This window comes from Streptomyces sp. WM6386 (assembly GCF_000972385.1).
In the GTDB taxonomy this organism is placed as follows: domain Bacteria; phylum Actinomycetota; class Actinomycetes; order Streptomycetales; family Streptomycetaceae; genus Streptomyces.
On record NZ_JXTE01000083.1, the window covers coordinates 1 to 15,990 of the forward strand.

14 protein-coding genes, 1 tRNA gene and 2 pseudogenes are annotated in these 15,990 nt (G+C 70.1%); 3 read left to right on the plus strand and 14 right to left on the minus strand.

All coding sequences use genetic code 11. From position 1 onward, the window contains the following. Window positions 1–193: 193 nt before the first annotated feature. Window positions 194–401 (plus strand): annotated as a pseudogene (locus tag TN53_RS48630) (site-specific integrase); the annotation flags it as partial. Between the two features lie 196 nt (window positions 402–597). Here the strand turns inward: TN53_RS48630 and TN53_RS35125 are convergent. Then, window positions 598–679 (minus strand) — tRNA-Tyr (locus TN53_RS35125). 225 nt (window positions 680–904) lie between these two features. Between TN53_RS35125 and TN53_RS35130 the strand changes: the two genes are divergently transcribed. Next, window positions 905–1,393 carry a YajQ family cyclic di-GMP-binding protein gene (locus tag TN53_RS35130; RefSeq protein ID WP_046262856.1) on the plus strand — a complete coding sequence of 163 codons (489 nt, stop codon included), beginning with the start codon at window positions 905–907 and terminating at the stop codon, window positions 1,391–1,393. Between the two features lie 108 nt (window positions 1,394–1,501). Here TN53_RS35130 and TN53_RS35135 read toward each other — a convergent pair whose 3' ends face one another. Beyond that, window positions 1,502–1,768, minus strand: coding sequence for a GlsB/YeaQ/YmgE family stress response membrane protein (locus TN53_RS35135; protein ID WP_046262857.1), 267 nt, complete (start codon window positions 1,766–1,768; stop codon window positions 1,502–1,504). Between the two features lie 189 nt (window positions 1,769–1,957). Here TN53_RS35135 and TN53_RS35140 point away from each other — a divergent pair, with 189 nt between their 5' ends. Continuing rightward, window positions 1,958–3,208: an APC family permease gene (locus TN53_RS35140; RefSeq protein ID WP_046262858.1), complete on the plus strand. Its 1,251-nt coding sequence runs from the start codon at window positions 1,958–1,960 to the stop codon at window positions 3,206–3,208. 332 nt (window positions 3,209–3,540) lie between these two features. On the opposite strand, the gene TN53_RS35145 is transcribed toward TN53_RS35140, so the two are convergent. The 12 genes and pseudogenes from TN53_RS35145 to TN53_RS35200 form a co-directional block, all read right to left on the minus strand. Beyond that, a complete protein-coding gene (locus TN53_RS35145) occupies window positions 3,541–3,936 on the minus strand; it encodes a YccF domain-containing protein (RefSeq protein WP_046262859.1) in 396 nt (131 codons plus the stop codon). Then, on the minus strand, window positions 3,933–4,796 hold the full coding sequence (htpX, locus tag TN53_RS35150) for a zinc metalloprotease HtpX (RefSeq protein WP_046262860.1): 864 nt from the start codon (window positions 4,794–4,796) through the stop codon (window positions 3,933–3,935). The genes TN53_RS35145 and htpX overlap by 4 nt, the downstream gene beginning before the upstream one ends. Window positions 4,797–4,981: 185 nt before the next feature. Continuing rightward, window positions 4,982–6,505: an NADH-quinone oxidoreductase subunit N gene (locus TN53_RS35155; RefSeq protein WP_046262879.1), complete on the minus strand. Its 1,524-nt coding sequence runs from the start codon at window positions 6,503–6,505 to the stop codon at window positions 4,982–4,984. A 5-nt stretch (window positions 6,506–6,510) separates the two neighbouring features. After that, entirely contained in the window at window positions 6,511–8,094 is a 1,584-nt protein-coding gene (locus tag TN53_RS35160; RefSeq protein ID WP_046262861.1) for an NADH-quinone oxidoreductase subunit M, read from the minus strand. Window positions 8,095–8,100: 6 nt separating this feature from the next. Next, entirely contained in the window at window positions 8,101–10,095 is a 1,995-nt protein-coding gene (locus TN53_RS35165) for an NADH-quinone oxidoreductase subunit L (RefSeq protein WP_046262862.1), read from the minus strand. Next, window positions 10,092–10,475: an NADH-quinone oxidoreductase subunit NuoK gene (gene nuoK, locus TN53_RS35170; protein WP_046262863.1), complete on the minus strand. Its 384-nt coding sequence runs from the start codon at window positions 10,473–10,475 to the stop codon at window positions 10,092–10,094. The genes TN53_RS35165 and nuoK overlap by 4 nt, the downstream gene beginning before the upstream one ends. Further along, on the minus strand, window positions 10,475–11,257 hold the full coding sequence (locus tag TN53_RS35175) for an NADH-quinone oxidoreductase subunit J (protein ID WP_046262864.1): 783 nt from the start codon (window positions 11,255–11,257) through the stop codon (window positions 10,475–10,477). Before TN53_RS35175 ends, nuoK begins: the two co-directional genes overlap by 1 nt. Then, window positions 11,254–11,871, minus strand: a complete 618-nt coding sequence (locus TN53_RS35180) for a NuoI/complex I 23 kDa subunit family protein (RefSeq protein ID WP_046262865.1) — start codon at window positions 11,869–11,871, stop codon at window positions 11,254–11,256. The genes TN53_RS35175 and TN53_RS35180 overlap by 4 nt, the downstream gene beginning before the upstream one ends. Further along, the gene (locus TN53_RS35185; protein WP_046262866.1) at window positions 11,871–12,839 is read right to left on the minus strand and encodes a complex I subunit 1/NuoH family protein; all 969 of its coding nucleotides are present in this window, start codon (window positions 12,837–12,839) and stop codon (window positions 11,871–11,873) included. Before TN53_RS35185 ends, TN53_RS35180 begins: the two co-directional genes overlap by 1 nt. Next, window positions 12,836–14,650 (minus strand): NADH-quinone oxidoreductase subunit C, encoded by a 1,815-nt coding sequence (locus TN53_RS35190; RefSeq protein WP_046262867.1) that lies wholly within the window; start codon window positions 14,648–14,650, stop codon window positions 12,836–12,838. Before TN53_RS35190 ends, TN53_RS35185 begins: the two co-directional genes overlap by 4 nt. Window positions 14,651–14,871: 221 nt before the next feature. Next, window positions 14,872–15,543, minus strand: a pseudogene (locus TN53_RS35195) (NADH-quinone oxidoreductase subunit B); the annotation flags it as partial. Beyond that, window positions 15,534–15,941 (minus strand): NADH-quinone oxidoreductase subunit A, encoded by a 408-nt coding sequence (locus TN53_RS35200; protein ID WP_046262868.1) that lies wholly within the window; start codon window positions 15,939–15,941, stop codon window positions 15,534–15,536. The gene TN53_RS35200 and the pseudogene TN53_RS35195, both read right to left, overlap by 10 nt. Window positions 15,942–15,990 lie beyond the last annotated feature (49 nt).

A 15,990-nucleotide genomic window follows, 5' to 3' on the forward strand; every position in this document is an offset into this window, starting at 1 on the left:
CGTGGCGGGGCCGGGGGTGGCATGAGTGCCGGAGAAGAAGCCGTCGGGGCAGGAACTGAACAGGCGTCGCCGCAGAAGTGGCTTCGTCGGGCGACACGGTGAACTGGGGCTGTTCCGCGACAACTTGGCCCGATCCGGGGGACGAAGCCTTCCACTATCTCTTCCGTGGGCACGGGCAGGCCGGGGTAGGGACATCGACCGCTACGGCACGGCTCCGAACGACCGTCTGTTCCGCACGAATCGTGGCGGTGTGATTCAAGACACGGGATACGGGATACGGCGAAGTGCGGGCAAGCGCCCGAGGGGACGCACTGACGGCGGAGCAGGAGGCATCGCCGCTCGCCCGGCGACCGTACAACCTCCGGTGCGCTGGGGACTCGTTCTGGCTCTACAGCGGAGTGGCCTGCGGGAATGGGACGGGAATGGCCCGCCCCTCGGGGGACGCCTGGGGGACACGTGCTGATCAGGCTTGGGTCACACCCGAGACCAGGTGAGACAAGCCACGCATTTCGACCCTCGTTCGAATGACGCCGCTCGAATACGAAGAGACCCCCTCCATGCCGCGTTTCCGCAGTTCGGAGGGGGTCTACCTTCATGTGGCGGCGCCAGGATTCGAACCTGGGAAGGCTGAGCCGGCAGATTTACAGTCTGCTCCCTTTGGCCGCTCGGGCACACCGCCGGGGTTTGCTGCCCTTCGAACCGTCTTTCGGCGGTGCTCCGTGGCAACGACGTAAACAATACCCGATGTGGAGGGGTGCTTCGCCACCCGATTGATCAGCGCTCCGGGGTCCTGGGGTGGCTAGGCTTGTCCGGATGCGGCCCGGGGACTGTACCGGGCTCGGCGGCTGCCCCACCTACGCCGATACGCACCCGATACGCCCCCCGATACAAGGAGCCACAGGACATGGCCGACTCCAGTTTCGACATCGTCTCGAAGGTCGAGCGGCAGGAGGTCGACAACGCCCTCAACCAGACCGCCAAGGAGGTCTCCCAGCGCTATGACTTCAAGGGCGTGGGCGCCTCGATCTCGTGGTCCGGCGAAAAGATCCTCATGGAGGCGAACTCCGAGGACCGGGTGAACGCTGTCCTCGACGTCTTCCAGTCCAAGCTGATCAAGCGCGGGATCTCACTGAAGGCGCTGGACGCCGGTGAGCCGCAGCTGTCCGGCAAGGAGTACAAGATCTTCGCGTCGATCGAGGAGGGCATCTCCCAGGAGAACGCGAAGAAGGTGGCGAAGATCATCCGTGACGAGGGTCCGAAGGGTGTGAAGGCCCAGGTCCAGGGTGACGAACTGCGTGTCAGCTCGAAGAGCCGTGACGACCTGCAGACCATCATCTCCCTGCTGAAGGGCAAGGACCTCGACTTCGCCGTCCAGTTCGTGAACTACCGGTGAGCGACGCCTGATTCGATCCCGCAAGGAAGTACGCGGCACTACGAGGAAGGGTGGGCACCTGGCCGGTGCCCACCCTTCTCGCCTGCTGGCTGCGGTTCGGGGGTGTGCTCAGTTGCGCGAGTTGCCGAACAGGATGCGGTAGCCGATCAGGAGGACGAGTGAGCCTCCGATCGCGGCCGCCCAGGTGGTGCCGTCGTAGAAGTTCTTGGTGACCGGGTGGTCCAGCCAGCGGGCCGATATCCAGCCGCCGATGAACGCACCCGTGATGCCGATGAGGGTCGTACCGATGAAGCCGCCCGGGTCGCGGCCCGGCAGCAGGAACTTGGCGATGGCCCCGGCCAGGAGTCCCAGAATGATCCAACCGATGATGCTCATGCCCTGAACCTGCCCTTTCGCGCTGTGCCCGCACTGTCCCGGCCCTGTGATTCTGGTCCGGGCCGGCTGTGCGCTCACGGGTGTGTGTGGCGCGTTCATCGCCTGGCGGCGGCACTTGTTCGTGCCGTGTTACTGAAGAGGACGTCACGGCTGCACCCGGCGGTTGCACTGATCAGTAGGGTGCGGCACATGACACCCTCCGGTTCCCCCTCCGAGCTGCGACGCACCCTGGGCGTGGGGGACGCCGTGGTCATCGGGCTCGGCTCCATGGTCGGGGCCGGCATCTTCGCCGCCCTGGCACCCGCGGCCCGCGCTGCCGGCTCCGGGTTGCTGCTCGGGCTCGCGGTCGCCGCCGTGGTCGCCTACTGCAACGCCACCTCGTCGGCGCGTCTGGCCGCTCTCTATCCCGCCTCCGGCGGCACGTACGTGTACGGGCGCGAGCGGCTCGGTCCGTTCTGGGGTTATCTGGCGGGCTGGTCGTTCGTGGTCGGGAAGACGGCCTCCTGTGCGGCGATGGCGCTCACCGTGGGCGCGTACGTCTGGCCGGAGCAGGCGCATGCCGTGGCGGTCGCGGCTGTGGTGACACTGACCGCGGTGAACTACGGCGGGGTCCAGAAGTCCGCCTGGCTGACGCGGGGAATCGTGGCAGTCGTGCTGGCTGTCCTCGCCTCCGTGGTGGTCGTGTGTCTGGGGTCCGGGACGTCCGAGGCCGGGCGGCTGGACAGCGGGGCATCAGGTGGCCTGGGCGGGGTGCTGCAGGCTGCCGGTCTGTTGTTCTTCGCGTTCGCCGGGTACGCCCGGATCGCGACCCTCGGGGAAGAGGTACGGGATCCCGCGCGCACCATTCCGCGTGCGATCCCGCTGGCTCTGGGCATCGCATTGGGTGTGTACGCGTGTGTGGCGGTGGCCGTCCTTTCTGTGCTGGGAGCGGAGGAGCTGGGTCAGGCGGGCGCGCCGCTGGCCGATGCGGTGCGGTCCGCAGGCGTACCGGGGCTGGTGCCGGTTGTGCGGGTGGGTGCTGCCCTGGCGGCGCTGGGCTCGTTGCTCGCCCTGATCCTGGGTGTCTCTCGGACGACGCTGGCCATGGCCCGTGACCGTCATCTGCCGGGAGCGCTGGCAGCCGTGCATCCGCGATTCCAGGTGCCGCACCGGGCGGAGCTGGCCGTGGGCGCGGTGGTCGCGGTTCTTGCCGCCACGGTGGATGTGCGGGGCGCGATCGGGTTCTCCTCCTTCGGTGTGCTGGCGTACTACGCGGTGGCCAACGCCTCGGCCTGGACGCTCGGTTCCGCTCCGACGGCGCGGGCGGTGCCGGCGGTGGGGCTTCTCGGGTGCGTGGTGCTGGCGTTCGCACTGCCGGGGGTTTCGGTGGCCGTGGGCGCGGGCGTGCTGGTGGTGGGTGTGGTGGCGTACGGCGCACGGCGGTGGATTGCGGCGCGGTGAAGCGGCGTTCGCCGACGGATGAGGCGGCAGGCCTCGCCGGGGCAGCACTTGGCGCCGGCCTACGCCAAGTCCCCCGTCAGACCGCGTGTATACGGATGCCGGGTCCAGCGAGCTGCTGGACGGATAGGTACGCACGGCGGAGGCCGGTGTGGTCATGGGGGTCGGGGGAAGCGCGGGCCCACGGGCGGGCGTGACGAATCCCGGCATTCCCCTGTGCCCGCAACTGCTCGTTCGCGGTCATGAGTTCATGATGCGGGCCGCCACTGACAATCGGGCGGGTCTGTGGACAACCGTCGGGCTGTGGAAAACGCTGTGCCGTACCGGCGCTCGGCCTACCAGCGCGAGGAGAACGGCTGGTCGGTCGACACGATCTCGCGGCCCAGCGGAAGCAGCGAGACCGGGATCAGCTTGAAGTTGGCGATGCCGAAGGGGATGCCGATGATCGTGACGCACAGGGCGATGCCGGTGACGATGTGGGCCAGGGCCAGCCACCAGCCCGCGAGGACCAGCCACAGGACGTTGCCGACGCAGGAGGGGGCGCCGGCGTCACGGCGTTCGACCGTCGTGTACCCGAAGGGCCACAGGGCGTAGACGCCGATTCGGAAAGCAGCAATGCCAAATGGGATGCCGATGATCGTGATGCACAGCAGCACACCGGCGGGCAGATAGCCGAGGAACAGCCAGAAGCCGCTCAGGACGAGCCATATGACGTTCAGGATGGTTTTCACTGGTGGCGACCTGCCATCTTCTCGAGGCGAGCAATGCGGTCCGCCATCGGCGGGTGCGTGGAGAACATCTTCGAGAATCCCCGGCCCGGGCGGAAGGGGTTCGCGATCATCATGTGACTCGCGGTCTCGATACGCGGCTCCGGGGGCAGCGGAAGCTGCTTGGTGCCCATCTCGAGCTTGCGCAGCGCGCTGGCCAGGGCCAGGGGGTCGCCGGTCAGCTGGGCGCCGGACGCGTCGGCCTCGTACTCCCTGGAGCGGCTGACGGCCAGTTGGATGAGGGATGCGGCGAGCGGGCCCAGGATCATGATGAGCAGCATGCCGAGGATGCCGGGGCCGTCGTCGTCGTTGGAGCGGCCGATGGGGATCAGCCAGGCGAAGTTGACCAGGAACATGATCACGGAAGCGAGGGCTCCGGCGACGGACGAGATCAGGATGTCGCGGTTGTAGACATGGCTCAGCTCGTGGCCGATGACGCCGCGCAGTTCGCGCTCGTCGAGGATGCGCAGGATGCCTTCTGTGCAGCAGACGGCGGCGTTGCGCGGGTTGCGGCCCGTCGCGAAGGCGTTCGGGGCTTCCGTCGGGGAGATGTACAGGCGCGGCATGGGTTGGCGGGCCTGGGTGGAGAGTTCACGGACCATGCGGTAGAGGGCGGGGGCCTCGAACTCGCTGACCGGGCGGGCGCGCATCGCGCGTAGCGCCAGCTTGTCGCTGTTCCAGTACGCGTACGCGTTGGTCCCCAGGGCGATCAGAACCGCGACCACGAGCCCCATACGGCCGAAGAAACTGCCGATGACGATGATGAGCGCGGACAGTCCCCCGAGGAGTACTGCGGTCCTGAGCCCGTTGTGCCGGCGGTGCACGGTACGCCCTCCAAATCGTGCAGCAGGGGAACCCTTTGCTTGCTGATCTGCGGTCCTTCTGGTGTCACCACCAGTGGACCCTCCTGTTCTGGTCAACGCCAGGCGAGAGCAGCTAGTTCCCTTGTGCGTGCGGAGACGGGCGTGGGCCGTCCGGGTGAGGGCTCGGGAGTTGTCCGGCCGTGGGCTCAGAAGAGTCCGGTGTCGGTGAAGCGCAGGATCAACTGGGGCGCGCCCGACAGGGCGATTCCGAGGACACCCGCGAGGGCGATCGCAGCGGTGAGCGGGGCCGGGATCCGGTGCCGTGCGGGTTCGCCTTCTGGGGCACGGAACAGCAGGGCCGTCCACTGGAGGTAGTAGAACAGCGCGATCACGACGTTGGCGGCCATGACCACGGCGAGCCAGCCGAGGCCCGCGTCGACGGCCGCGGAGAAGACGGTGACTTTTGCGAAGAGGCCGATGATGCCTGGCGGCAGTCCGGCGAGGCAGAGCAGGAAGAAGGCCAGGAGGAGGGCGGCCAGGGGGTTCGAGGCGTACAGGCCGCGGTAGTCGGTGAGACGGTTGAGGGCTCTCGTACGGCCCACCAGGGCGGCCACCGCGAAGGCGCCGAGGTTCACGGCGGCGTACATGAGGGCGTAGGCGACGGTGGACCCGATGGAGCGCTCGGCGTCGTCGGAGTACGCGGCGGCGGCGATCGGCACGAGGAGATAGCCGGCCTGGCCGACAGAGGACCAGGCGAGCAGCCGTACGGCGCTGTACGCGCGCGTGGGCTGCTGTCGGAGGGCGCCGACATTGCCGACGGTCATGGTGAGGGCGGCCAGCGCCGCGAGCGCCGGGCCCCAGACGTCGGCGTACGACGGGAGGGCGACGACCGTGACGAGGATCAGGCCTGAGAAGCCGACCGCCTTGCCGACGACCGACAAGTAGGCGGCGATCGGGAGCGGCGCCCCTACGTAGGTGTCCGGGACCCAGAAGTGGAAGGGGACGGCGGCCGTCTTGAAGGCGAAGCCGACGAGGGTGAGGACGACGCCGGTCTGGGCAAGGGTGTGGAGTTGGCTGTCGACGTTCTGGATACGGTCGGCGATCTGGGTCAGGTAGAGGGTGCCTGTGGAGGCGTACACGAAGCTGACGCCCATGAGGCTGACCGCGGTCGCGGTGACCGAGGACAGGAAGAACTTCAGAGCCGCTTCGGAGGACTTGCGGTCGCCGTGGCGGAGGCCGACAAGGGCGAAGGCCGGCAGGGAGGCGACCTCCAGGGCGACGATCAGGGTCGCCAGGTCCCGCGAGGCGGGCAGGAGGGCGGCACCGGCGGCGGAGGAGAGCAGCAGGAACCAGTACTCCCCTTCGGGGAGCCCCTTGTCGGCGTCCTTGAGGGCGGTGACGGACAGGAGCGCTGCCAGCAACGCTCCCCCGAGCACCAGGAGCTGGAGGATGACGGTGAAGCGGTCCGCGGTGTAACTGCAGACGTCGGGGGCGCCGGTCAGGCAGAAGGTGGCGCGGTCGCCGTCCAGCAGGGGCAGCAGCATCGCCGTGGAGGCAGCCAGACCCGCGACGGACAGCCAGCCGAGCAGCGCCTTCTTGTGGTCGCCTGTGAAGAGGTCCGCGACGAGGACGACGAGGCCGACCACCGCCGCGATGGTGGGCGGGGCGATGGCGAGCCAGTCGACGGACTGGACGAGGTTCGCGGCCATCGGCTGGGCCATGGAGGCCAGGGAGCTCATCGGGTGCCTCCTGCGAGGAGCTGCTGTACGGCCGGGTCGGTCAGGCCGAGGAGGGCCTTCGGCCACAGGCCGGCCATGACGGTGAGGGCGACGAGCGGCGTCCAGGCCGCGAACTCGTACGTGTGGACGTCGGCGAGCTTCGGGGCGTCCTGCGGCACGGCGCCCATACAGACGCGGCGGACCACGACGAGGAGATAGGCGGCCGTGAGGAGGGTGCCGAAGGCCGCGATCGCCATGAACGTGAGGAACGCCGGGCGGCTGAGGCCTTCTGCGGGGTCGAACGCGCCGAACAGCGCCAGCATCTCGCCCCAGAACCCGGCGAGGCCCGGCAGTCCGAGGGAGGCGACCGCGGCGAACGCGAGCAGGCCGCCGAGGCGCGGGGCCTTGCCGTACAGCGCGGCGCCGGTCTGCTCGGCGAGGGTGTCGAGGTCGGTGCTGCCCGTACGGTCCTTCAGCGCGCCGACCAGGAAGAACAGGAGGCCGGTGATGAGGCCGTGGGCGATGTTGGCGAACAGGGCGCCGTTCACACCGGTCGGGGTCATGGTGGCGATGCCGAGCAGGACGAAGCCCATGTGGCCGACGGACGAGTAGGCGATGAGGCGCTTGAGGTCGCCCTTCGCGCCCTGCTTGGCGAGGGCGAGGCAGGCCAGGGATCCGTAGATGATCCCGACGACGGCGAAGGCGGCGAGGTAGGGCGCGAAGTCGCGGAAACCGTCCGGCGCAATAGGGAGGAGGATCCGGACGAACCCGTACGTACCCATCTTCAGCATGACGCCGGCCAGCAGGACGGAGCCGACGGTCGGCGCGGCGGTGTGTGCGTCGGGCAGCCAGCTGTGCAGCGGCCACATCGGGGTCTTCACCGCGAGCCCGATCCCGATCGCCAGAACCGCGATGACCTGCACGGACGAGGTCAGGGACCGGCCGTTGTCAGTGGCGAGTGCCACCATGTCGAATGTGCCCGCCTTGATCCCGATCAGGAGCAGGCCGAGCAGCATGACGACCGAACCGAGCAGCGTGTAGAGGATGAACCGCCAGGCGGCCTGGGTCCTGCCCTCGCCGCCCCAGCGGGCGATGAGGAAGTACATCGGGATGAGCACCATCTCGAACGCGAGGAAGAACAGCAGCAGATCGAGGACGGCGAAGGTCGTGAGGGTGCCGGACTCGAGGACGAGCAGCAGCGCGACGAATGCCTTCGGGGTCGGGCCCGCAGGCATCTTGAAGTACGAGTAGAGCGCGCAGAGGAAGGTCAGCAGCGCGGTCAGGACCAGAAGGGGGAGGGAGATGCCGTCGATGCCGAGGTGGATCCGCACGTCGAGTGCGGGGATCCAGCTGATGTCGGTCGTGGCCTGCATCTGCTGTGCCTTGACCGGGGTGTCGTGGTCGAAGCCGAGCGCGAGGACGATCGCGGCGATGAGAACCACGCCGGTCACGGTCACGCCGTGCCGCAGCACCGCCTGCTCGGGCGACTTCCCCTTCAGTCCCGGCGGGGCCGGCAGGAGAGCGGCGACGGCGCCGAGGAGCGGGCCGACGACGACGAACGCCAGAAGGAACTGCATCACGGACTCGTTGATATCGATCACGCCTGCTCACGCTCCCGTGGCGACGAGGACGGCGGCGACCACCAGGACGACGGTGCCGGCGAGCAGCGCGCTCACATAGGTCTGCACATTTCCGGTCTGGGCACGCCGTACGGCCGCGCCCAGCAGTCGGGGTAGAGCGCCCGCACCGCGTACGTAGGTCTCGACGACCTCGCGGTCGAGGAATCGCACGAGGGTGGCGCCGGCCTGGACCGGGCGAACGAAGAGGGCCGAGTACACGGCGTCGAGGTGGAAGCCGACGGCCGCGTGCCGGTGCAGTGGGCCGAGCAGCAGTCGGCCCGGGTCAGCCGGGTCGGGTGCGTGGGCCAGGTCCCCGTACACGGGCTCGTGGCTGGCGATGGCCTCGGCCTCGACGAGTCCGGCGTCGCCGTCCGGGTGGGCAGCGACCGCACCCATCGGGACGCGGGCGGCGAGCACGGTGGTGTGCCGCCAGGCGGCGTAGGTCACGATGCCGCCGACCAGGGCGACACCGGTGCCGACGACGGACGTGGTGAGGGTCGGGGCGAGGTCGTTGCCGTCGAACCAGCCAGGGAGCACGCGGTAGGCGAGTCCGCCGACGGCGAGGGACGGGATCGCGAGAACCCACAGGACCGTGGTCATGGTGAGCGGCTGGCGACCGTGGTCGGGGGCCGCCACACCCCGGCCGTGGAAGGCCAGCAGCCACAGGCGCGTCGCGTACGCCGCGGTGAGCAGGGCGGTGAGCAGGCCGGCGACGAGGACGACCCAGCCGGCGGCGCCGGGGGCGTGCTCGGTGTGGCCGGTGGCGACGTGCTCGGCGGCGCCGAGGACGGACTCCTTGGAGAAGAAGCCGCTGAAGGGTGGGATCGCGGCGAGTGCGAGGAGCGCCACGGTCATCGTCCAGAAGGCGTCCGGCACGCGGTCGCGGAGGTGACCCATGCGGGACATGGCGGCCAGCGAGTTGGTGCCGGCGGCGTGGATGATCACGCCGGCCGCGAGGAACAGCAGCGCCTTGAAGGCGCCGTGCGACAGGAGGTGGAAGACGGCGGCACCGCGGTCGCCGACGGCGAGAGCGCCGGTCATGTAGCCGAGCTGGCCGATCGTCGAGTAGGCGAGGACGCGCTTGATGTCGTCCTGGGCGAGTGCGGCGAGCGCCGAGCCCGCCATCGTGACGGCGGCCATCACGGCGAGGACCACCATCGCGGCCTGCGAGGCCTCGAAGACCGGGAGGAGACGGGCGATGAAGTAGACACCGGCGGCGACCATGGTCGCGGCGTGAATGAGCGCGGAGACGGGTGTCGGGCCTGCCATCGCGTCCGGGAGCCAGGTGTGCAGCGGGAACTGCGCCGACTTGCCGGCCACGCCTGCCAGGAGCAGCAGGGCGACCAGGGTCGGATGGTCGAGCCCGCCGTGCGCGACGGCGCCGAGCACCTTCGTGATGCGGAACGAGCCGGCGTCGGTGGCGAGCGCGAACAGTCCGATCAGGAACGGGACATCGCCGAGCTTGGTGACCAGGAAGGCCTTGATGGAGGCGGCGCGGGCCTCCGGGGTCTCCCAGTAGTGGCCGACCAGGAAGTACGAGCAGATGCCCATGATCTCCCAGCCCACCAGCAGCACCATCAGGTCGCCTGAGTAGACGACGAGGAGCATCGCGGCGGTGAAGAGGGAGACGAGGGCGGCGTAGGAGGGGTAGCGCGGGTCGTCGCGCAGGTAACCCGTCGAGTAGATCTGCACGCAGGTGGCGACGAGGCCGACGAGTACGGCGACCAGGGCGGCGAAGCCGTCGATGTGCAGGGCGAGTTCGATGGGGATCGAGCCGGTGGGCGTGAGCTCGGTGGCGGCGTTCACGACCTCGTCGCCGCCCTGGCGTACGGCGACCACAGCGGCCAGTACGAGGGAGGTGAGCGTCGGTAGGACGGCGAGCGGGCGGACGAAGCCGGGTGCCGCGCGGCCCAGGAGCAGTCCGGCGGCCGCGCCCAGGAACGGAAGGAGGGGGACGAGGACGGCGAGGGTGGTGGTGGTCACGCGGTGGCCTCAGCCTTCTCGGCCGCGGGGGCGTCGGAGTCGTCGGCGTGGTCGGGCTCGTGGCCCTCGGCTGTGTCGCGGAGTCTGTCGATGTCCGAGGTGCCGCGGTTGCGGTGGACGGCGAGGACGATCGCCAGGCCGATGCCGATCTCGGCGGCGGCGATGGCGATGGTGAACAGGGTCAGGGCCTGGCCGGAGTGGAGGGTCTCCTCGGCGGTCCTGCTGAGCCAGACGTCGAAGGCGACCAGGTTGAGGTTGACGGCGTTGAGCATCAGCTCGACCGACATCAGGACCAGGATCGCGTTGCGGCGCGCGAGGACGCCGTACAGGCCGGTGCAGAACAGGAGGGCGGAGAGTACGGCGGGATAGGCGAGGTGCATCAGCGGGCGCCTTCCTGCTCGGCCGGGGTGGTGCGCTCGGTGGGGGCGCTGGGCTCGAGCGGTTCGGTTCGCTCGACCGACCTGTTTCGCTCGATCGGGTGATTACGGGAATTCGGGGCGGATGGGGAACTACCGGTCGCGAGCCGGGAGTTCACAGGGGGAGAGCTCGACTCCGCCTTCGCCTTGCGGGACAGGACGATCGCGCCGACCAGTGCGGCGAGGAGGAGGACGGAAAGGGCCTCGAAGGGGAGCACCCAGTTCTGGAAGAGGCTCGCTCCGGTGGCCTCGGTGGAGCCGGCGGCGGGGCCGTCCAGGTCGATCCAGGTCGCGCGGAAGGCGTCGACGACGACCCACACCAGGGCGGCGGCCGAGGCGATGGCGACCGTGAGGGCCGCCCAGCGGTTGCCGGAGTCGGCGTCCGGGGAGCGGCCGATGGGTGCCTTGGTGAGCATCAGACCGAAGAGGAGGAGAACGACGACGGAACCTACGTAGATGAGGACCTGCACCCAGGCGATGAACTCCGCGGTGAGCAGGAGGTACTCGACGGCGAGACCGCCGAGGGTCACCACCAGCCACAGGGCGGCGTGCACCAGCTGCCGGGTCGTGACGGTGACGATGGCGGCCCCGAAGGTGACCAGGCCGACGAGGAGGAAGGCGATCTCGACGCCGGTCGGCGAGAGGAAGCCGTGGGTTTCGGTGGCGGCGGCGATGACGGTGGCTTGAGCCTTGGTCAGCGTGGCGTGCGCCGAGGTGGCCGTGGCGGCGGCTGCGGCGAGGGTCATGACGCACCTCCCTCGGGTGCGGTCGGCCCGGTCGACTGCCCGGACTGGGGCTCGGTCGGTTCGGCCTGGGCCGCTGCCAGCTTCTCGGCGCTCTTGCGGGCGGCCGCGATCTCCTTCGGCTCCTCGGCCGCAGGGTCGAGGGCAGGCGGGGCCGGGACGGTCCACATCCACTCGCGGAGCTTGTCGCGTTCGTGGGTGAGTTCACGGATGTCGGTCTCGGCGTACTCGAACTCCGGGGACCAGAACAGAGCGTCGAAAGGACAGACCTCGATGCAGATACCGCAGTACATGCACAGGGAGAAGTCGATGGCGAAGCGGTCGAGGACGTTGCGGCTGCGCTCACGGCCGCCAGGGGCGGCCGCCGGCACCGTCTCCTTGTGGGAGTCGATGTAGATGCACCAGTCCGGGCACTCCCGGGCGCACAGCATGCAGACCGTGCAGTTCTCCTCGAACAGGCCGATGACACCGCGGGTGCGGGGCGGGAGGTCGGGCTGCACGTCGGGGTACTGCTCGGTGACGGTCTTCTTCGTCATCGTCCGGAGGGTGACGGCCAGGCCCTTGGCGAGGCCGGCGCCGGGAAACCGGGACCGGATGGGCGGGAGCGACTCAGCCATCAGGAGATCACCACCTTGACGATGCCGGTGAGGGCGATCTGAGCGAGGGAGAGGGGGACGAGGAGGGTCCAGGCGAGCTTCTGGAGCTGGTCCTCGCGCAGGCGGGGATAGGTCACACGCAGCCAGATGACGAGGAAGGCGAGGATCGCGGTCTTCAGCAGGGTCCAGACCCAGCCGAGGCCATCGGCGCCCCACGGGCCGTGCCAGCCGCCCAGGAAGAGGACGGTGGTCAGGCCGCACAGGACGACGATTCCGGCGTACTCGGCGAGGAGGAACAGTGCGAAGCGGAGGCCGGTGTACTCGGTGTACGCGCCGAAGATGATCTCCGAGTCGGCGACCGGCATGTCGAAGGGCGGGCGCTGGAGTTCGGCGAGGCCGGCGACGAAGAAGACGATCGCGCCGACGATCTGCCAGGGCAGCCACCACCACTCGAAGGCGTCGACGATGCCGGGGAGGGAGACCGTGCCGGCCGCCATCGCGACGGAGGCGGCGGTCAGGAGCATCGGGAGTTCGTAGGCCAGGAGTTGGGCGGCGGTGCGGAGACCGCCGAGGAGGGAGAACTTGTTGGCGCTGGCCCAGCCGGCCATGAGTGAGCCGAGGACGCCCACGCCCATGACGGCCAGGACGAAGAAGACGCCGGCGTCGATGACCTCGCCGACGGCGCCCTCGCCGGGGCCGATGGGGATGGCGAGGAGGACCAGGAGGTAGGGCAGGAGGGCGACTGCGGGGGCGAGTTGGAAGATACGGCGGTCCGCGCCCGCGGGTACGACGTCTTCCTTCTGCACGAACTTCACGCCGTCCGCGACGAGTTGGGCCCAGCCGTGGAAGCCGCCGGCGTACATGGGGCCGAGGCGGCCCTGCATGTGAGCCATGACCTTGTGTTCGGTCTGGCCGACGATCAGGGGGAAGGTGAGGAAGACGACGAAGACGATCAGGAGTCGCAGGGCGACGTCGAGAGCGTCGTTCACTGCGGGCCTCCTGCGGGGTTTTCGGGAGTTGCGGGATCTTCGGGCGCTTCAGGGGCTTCGGGCTTTACGGAGGTTCTCGAGGGTTCCTCGGGGGTGGAAGCGGAGTCGGCCTCGGGGGCCGGAGCAGGAGTGGGGGTGGGGGCCGCGGAGGGCGGGGCCTCGGGCTGAGCCATCGACGCCGGGCGCGACTTGGGCTCCGGCTCGGCCACCGACTCCGACTCCGGCCTTGCCACCGACTCCGGCTTGGTCACCGGATCCGGTTCCGGCTCAGAATCGGAATCAGGCTTCGGGCGCGGCCGAGTCACTGGCTCCGACCCCGGGTGCAGCTCGGCCTGCGGGCGCGGTTCGGCCTCTGGCCGAGGCTGCGGCTCCGTGGACGGTTCGGCCTCCGTGCGCGGTTCGGGCCCAGCAGACGGTTCGGGCCCCGTGCGCGGTTCGGTCTCCCGCTGAGGCCGCGTTTCGGGCTCGGGTTGGGTCTCAGGCTCCGGGAGCGGTTTGGCCTCGGGCTTTTGGTCGGTTGCCGGCTCGTCGAAGGCGGGGCGGGCGTGGTGCCATGGGGCGTCGGGGCTGCGGGGCGCCGTGGCGGGCTTCGGGAGTGTGGCCTCGGCGCTCGAGGCGTCCTCGGTCGGGGTGGGCAAGGGCGGGGCGTCGGGCGTGGCCAGTTGGCTCGCCGAGCCCTCTGACGCGCTGCGGGACCGTCGTGGGCCGGTGCCGGGGCGCTGGGAGGTCGAGCCCTCGCCGGCGCTTCGCGCACGACGCGGTCCGGCCGGCGTGCCCGTGCCCGACGGGGCGTCGTCGGTGCCCGGGGCCGGAGGCTCGGGGGTCGCGGCGGTCTGGCCGGCGGAACCCTCCGCGGCAGTACGAGCGCGTCGCGGGCCTGCCGCCGTACCCGAAGACGCGGGCGTCTCCGACTGGCTTGCCGAGCCCTCGGCTGCCGTTGCCTCGCCCTGACTCGCCGAGTCCTCCGCCGCCGTACCGGCGCCACGTGGCCCAGTCGTCGGCGCACCCGACGACAAGGGTGTCTCCGACTGGCTCGCTGAGCCCTCTGCCGCAGTGCGGGAACGGCGCGGCGCGGCAGCCGGATCCGCGGCCCCCTCCGCCTGACTCGCCGAACCCGCCGCCGCGGTGCGAGCGCGGCGTACCGGGCGTTCGCCGGCCGCTCGGGCCGGGCGTTCTCCCGCTGCCCCGGTTCCCGCCGCTCGGGCTCCGGCGGCTCGGGTGGGGCGGGTCGGGGCTGGGGGGAGTTGGCCTTTCAGAGGGCCCCATTCGTTCGGGTCGGGGACGCCTGGGGGGAGCATCTGGCGGCGCTTGGGGCCGCCGTGTTCGGACTCGCCCGGCTCCTTGGCGCCGGGCCAGGCCTTGGCGACCCGAGCAGCCAGGACGAAGTCCTTGCGCAGGGGGTGGCCCTCGAAGTTCTCGGGGAGGAGGAGGTGGTCCAGGGCGGGGTGGCCCTCGAAGACGACGCCGAACATTTCGTGCGTCTCGCGTTCGTGCCAGGCCGCGCCCGCGAACACGTCTACGGCGCTGGGCAGGGTCGGGGACTCGTGCGGGACGGTGGTGCGCAGCAAGAGGCGGCGTACCGGCGACAGGGCCGCGACGTGTACGGCGACGCGGAAGCCCGTGCCCGGCTCGTCGACCGCGCTCAGCCAGTCGAAGTATGTGCAGCCCAGTTCGTCGCGTGCCGTCTCCAGCGCCGTGATCCAGGATGCCGGCGGGACGTCCACTGTCAGGACCTCGTACGACTCCTCGGCCGTGGCCTCCGCGCCGAAGAGTTCCTCGGCGGGGGCGGGCAGCCAGCCGACCGCGGTCATCGTTCCTCCCCCGGGGCCGGGTCGTCGGACGAACCGGAAGCCGAGCCTGAGGCGGGCCGGGACGTCGCACCCGAGGCCGGATCAGAAGCCGTACTGGAAGCGGAGCCCGAACCCGACTCCGAAGCCGACTCCGAAGCCGAACGCGAACCCGAACTCCCGCCCGGAGGTGACCCAGCCGCCGAGCCCGAAGCTTCTTCCGGAGCCGACTCAACCGCCGACCCCGCACCCGACCCAGAAGCCGATTCCGCACCCGCCCCGGCCACCGCCCCCGAAGCCCCGCCCGAATCCGACCCAGCCGCCGTCCCCGAAGCCGCCCCCGGCCCCCGCACCAACCCGCTCTGCAGCGCAGCCGTCGACGCCCGCCCGCCAGTCACCCCGTACCGCTCCCCCAGCGACTCGCGGGCGATCTTCTCCTGGAGTTTGAGGATTCCCTGGAGCAGGGCCTCGGGGCGGGGCGGGCAGCCGGGGACGTAGACGTCGACCGGGATGATCTGGTCGACGCCCTTCGTCACGGAGTACGAGTCCCAGTACGGGCCGCCGCAGTTGGAGCAGGCGCCGAAGGAGATGACGTACTTGGGCTCCGGCATCTGCTCGTAGAGGCGTTTGACCGCCGGGGCCATCTTGTCGGTGACCGTGCCGGAGACGACCATGAGGTCGGCCTGGCGGGGGCCCGGTGCGAAGGGGATCACGCCGAGGCGGATGAAGTCGTGGCGGGCCATCGACGCGGCGATGAACTCGATCGCGCAGCAGGCGAGGCCGAAGTTGAAGACCCAGAGCGAGTAGCGGCGGCCCCAGTTGAGGACCACCTTCATCGGCTCGGGGGCGAGGCGGGCCAGGGCGCCCAGCCGTTTCGGCTCGGGGAGCAGCACCGGTTCCGAGGGGGTCACGTCCATGTCAGGACGCCCTTCTTGTATGCGTACAGCAGACCCACGGCCAGGAAGCCGAGGAAGATGAACATCTCTACGAGCGTGGCCGCGCCATAGCCGGGGGCGGCGAAGACCGTGGCCCACGGGAACAGGAAGATCGAGTCGACGGCGAAGATGACGTAGAGGAAGGCGTAGACGTAGTAGCGGACCTGGGTGTGGGCCCAGCCCTCGCCGACGGGGTCGACTCCGCACTCGTACGTCAGGAGCTTCTCGGGGGTCGGGACGACGGGGCGCAGCAGGCGGCTGGCGCCGAAGGCCACGGCGACGAAGAGCACGCCGACGACGGCGAGCAGTCCGACGACCGAGTACGACTGGAAGTAGTCCGCCGCAACGACGACGGTCGACCCGACGGTCTGTTCCGGCACGTCCGACCCCTCGCTCCCTGTGAACACACCGAAGATCGCTGGACACCCG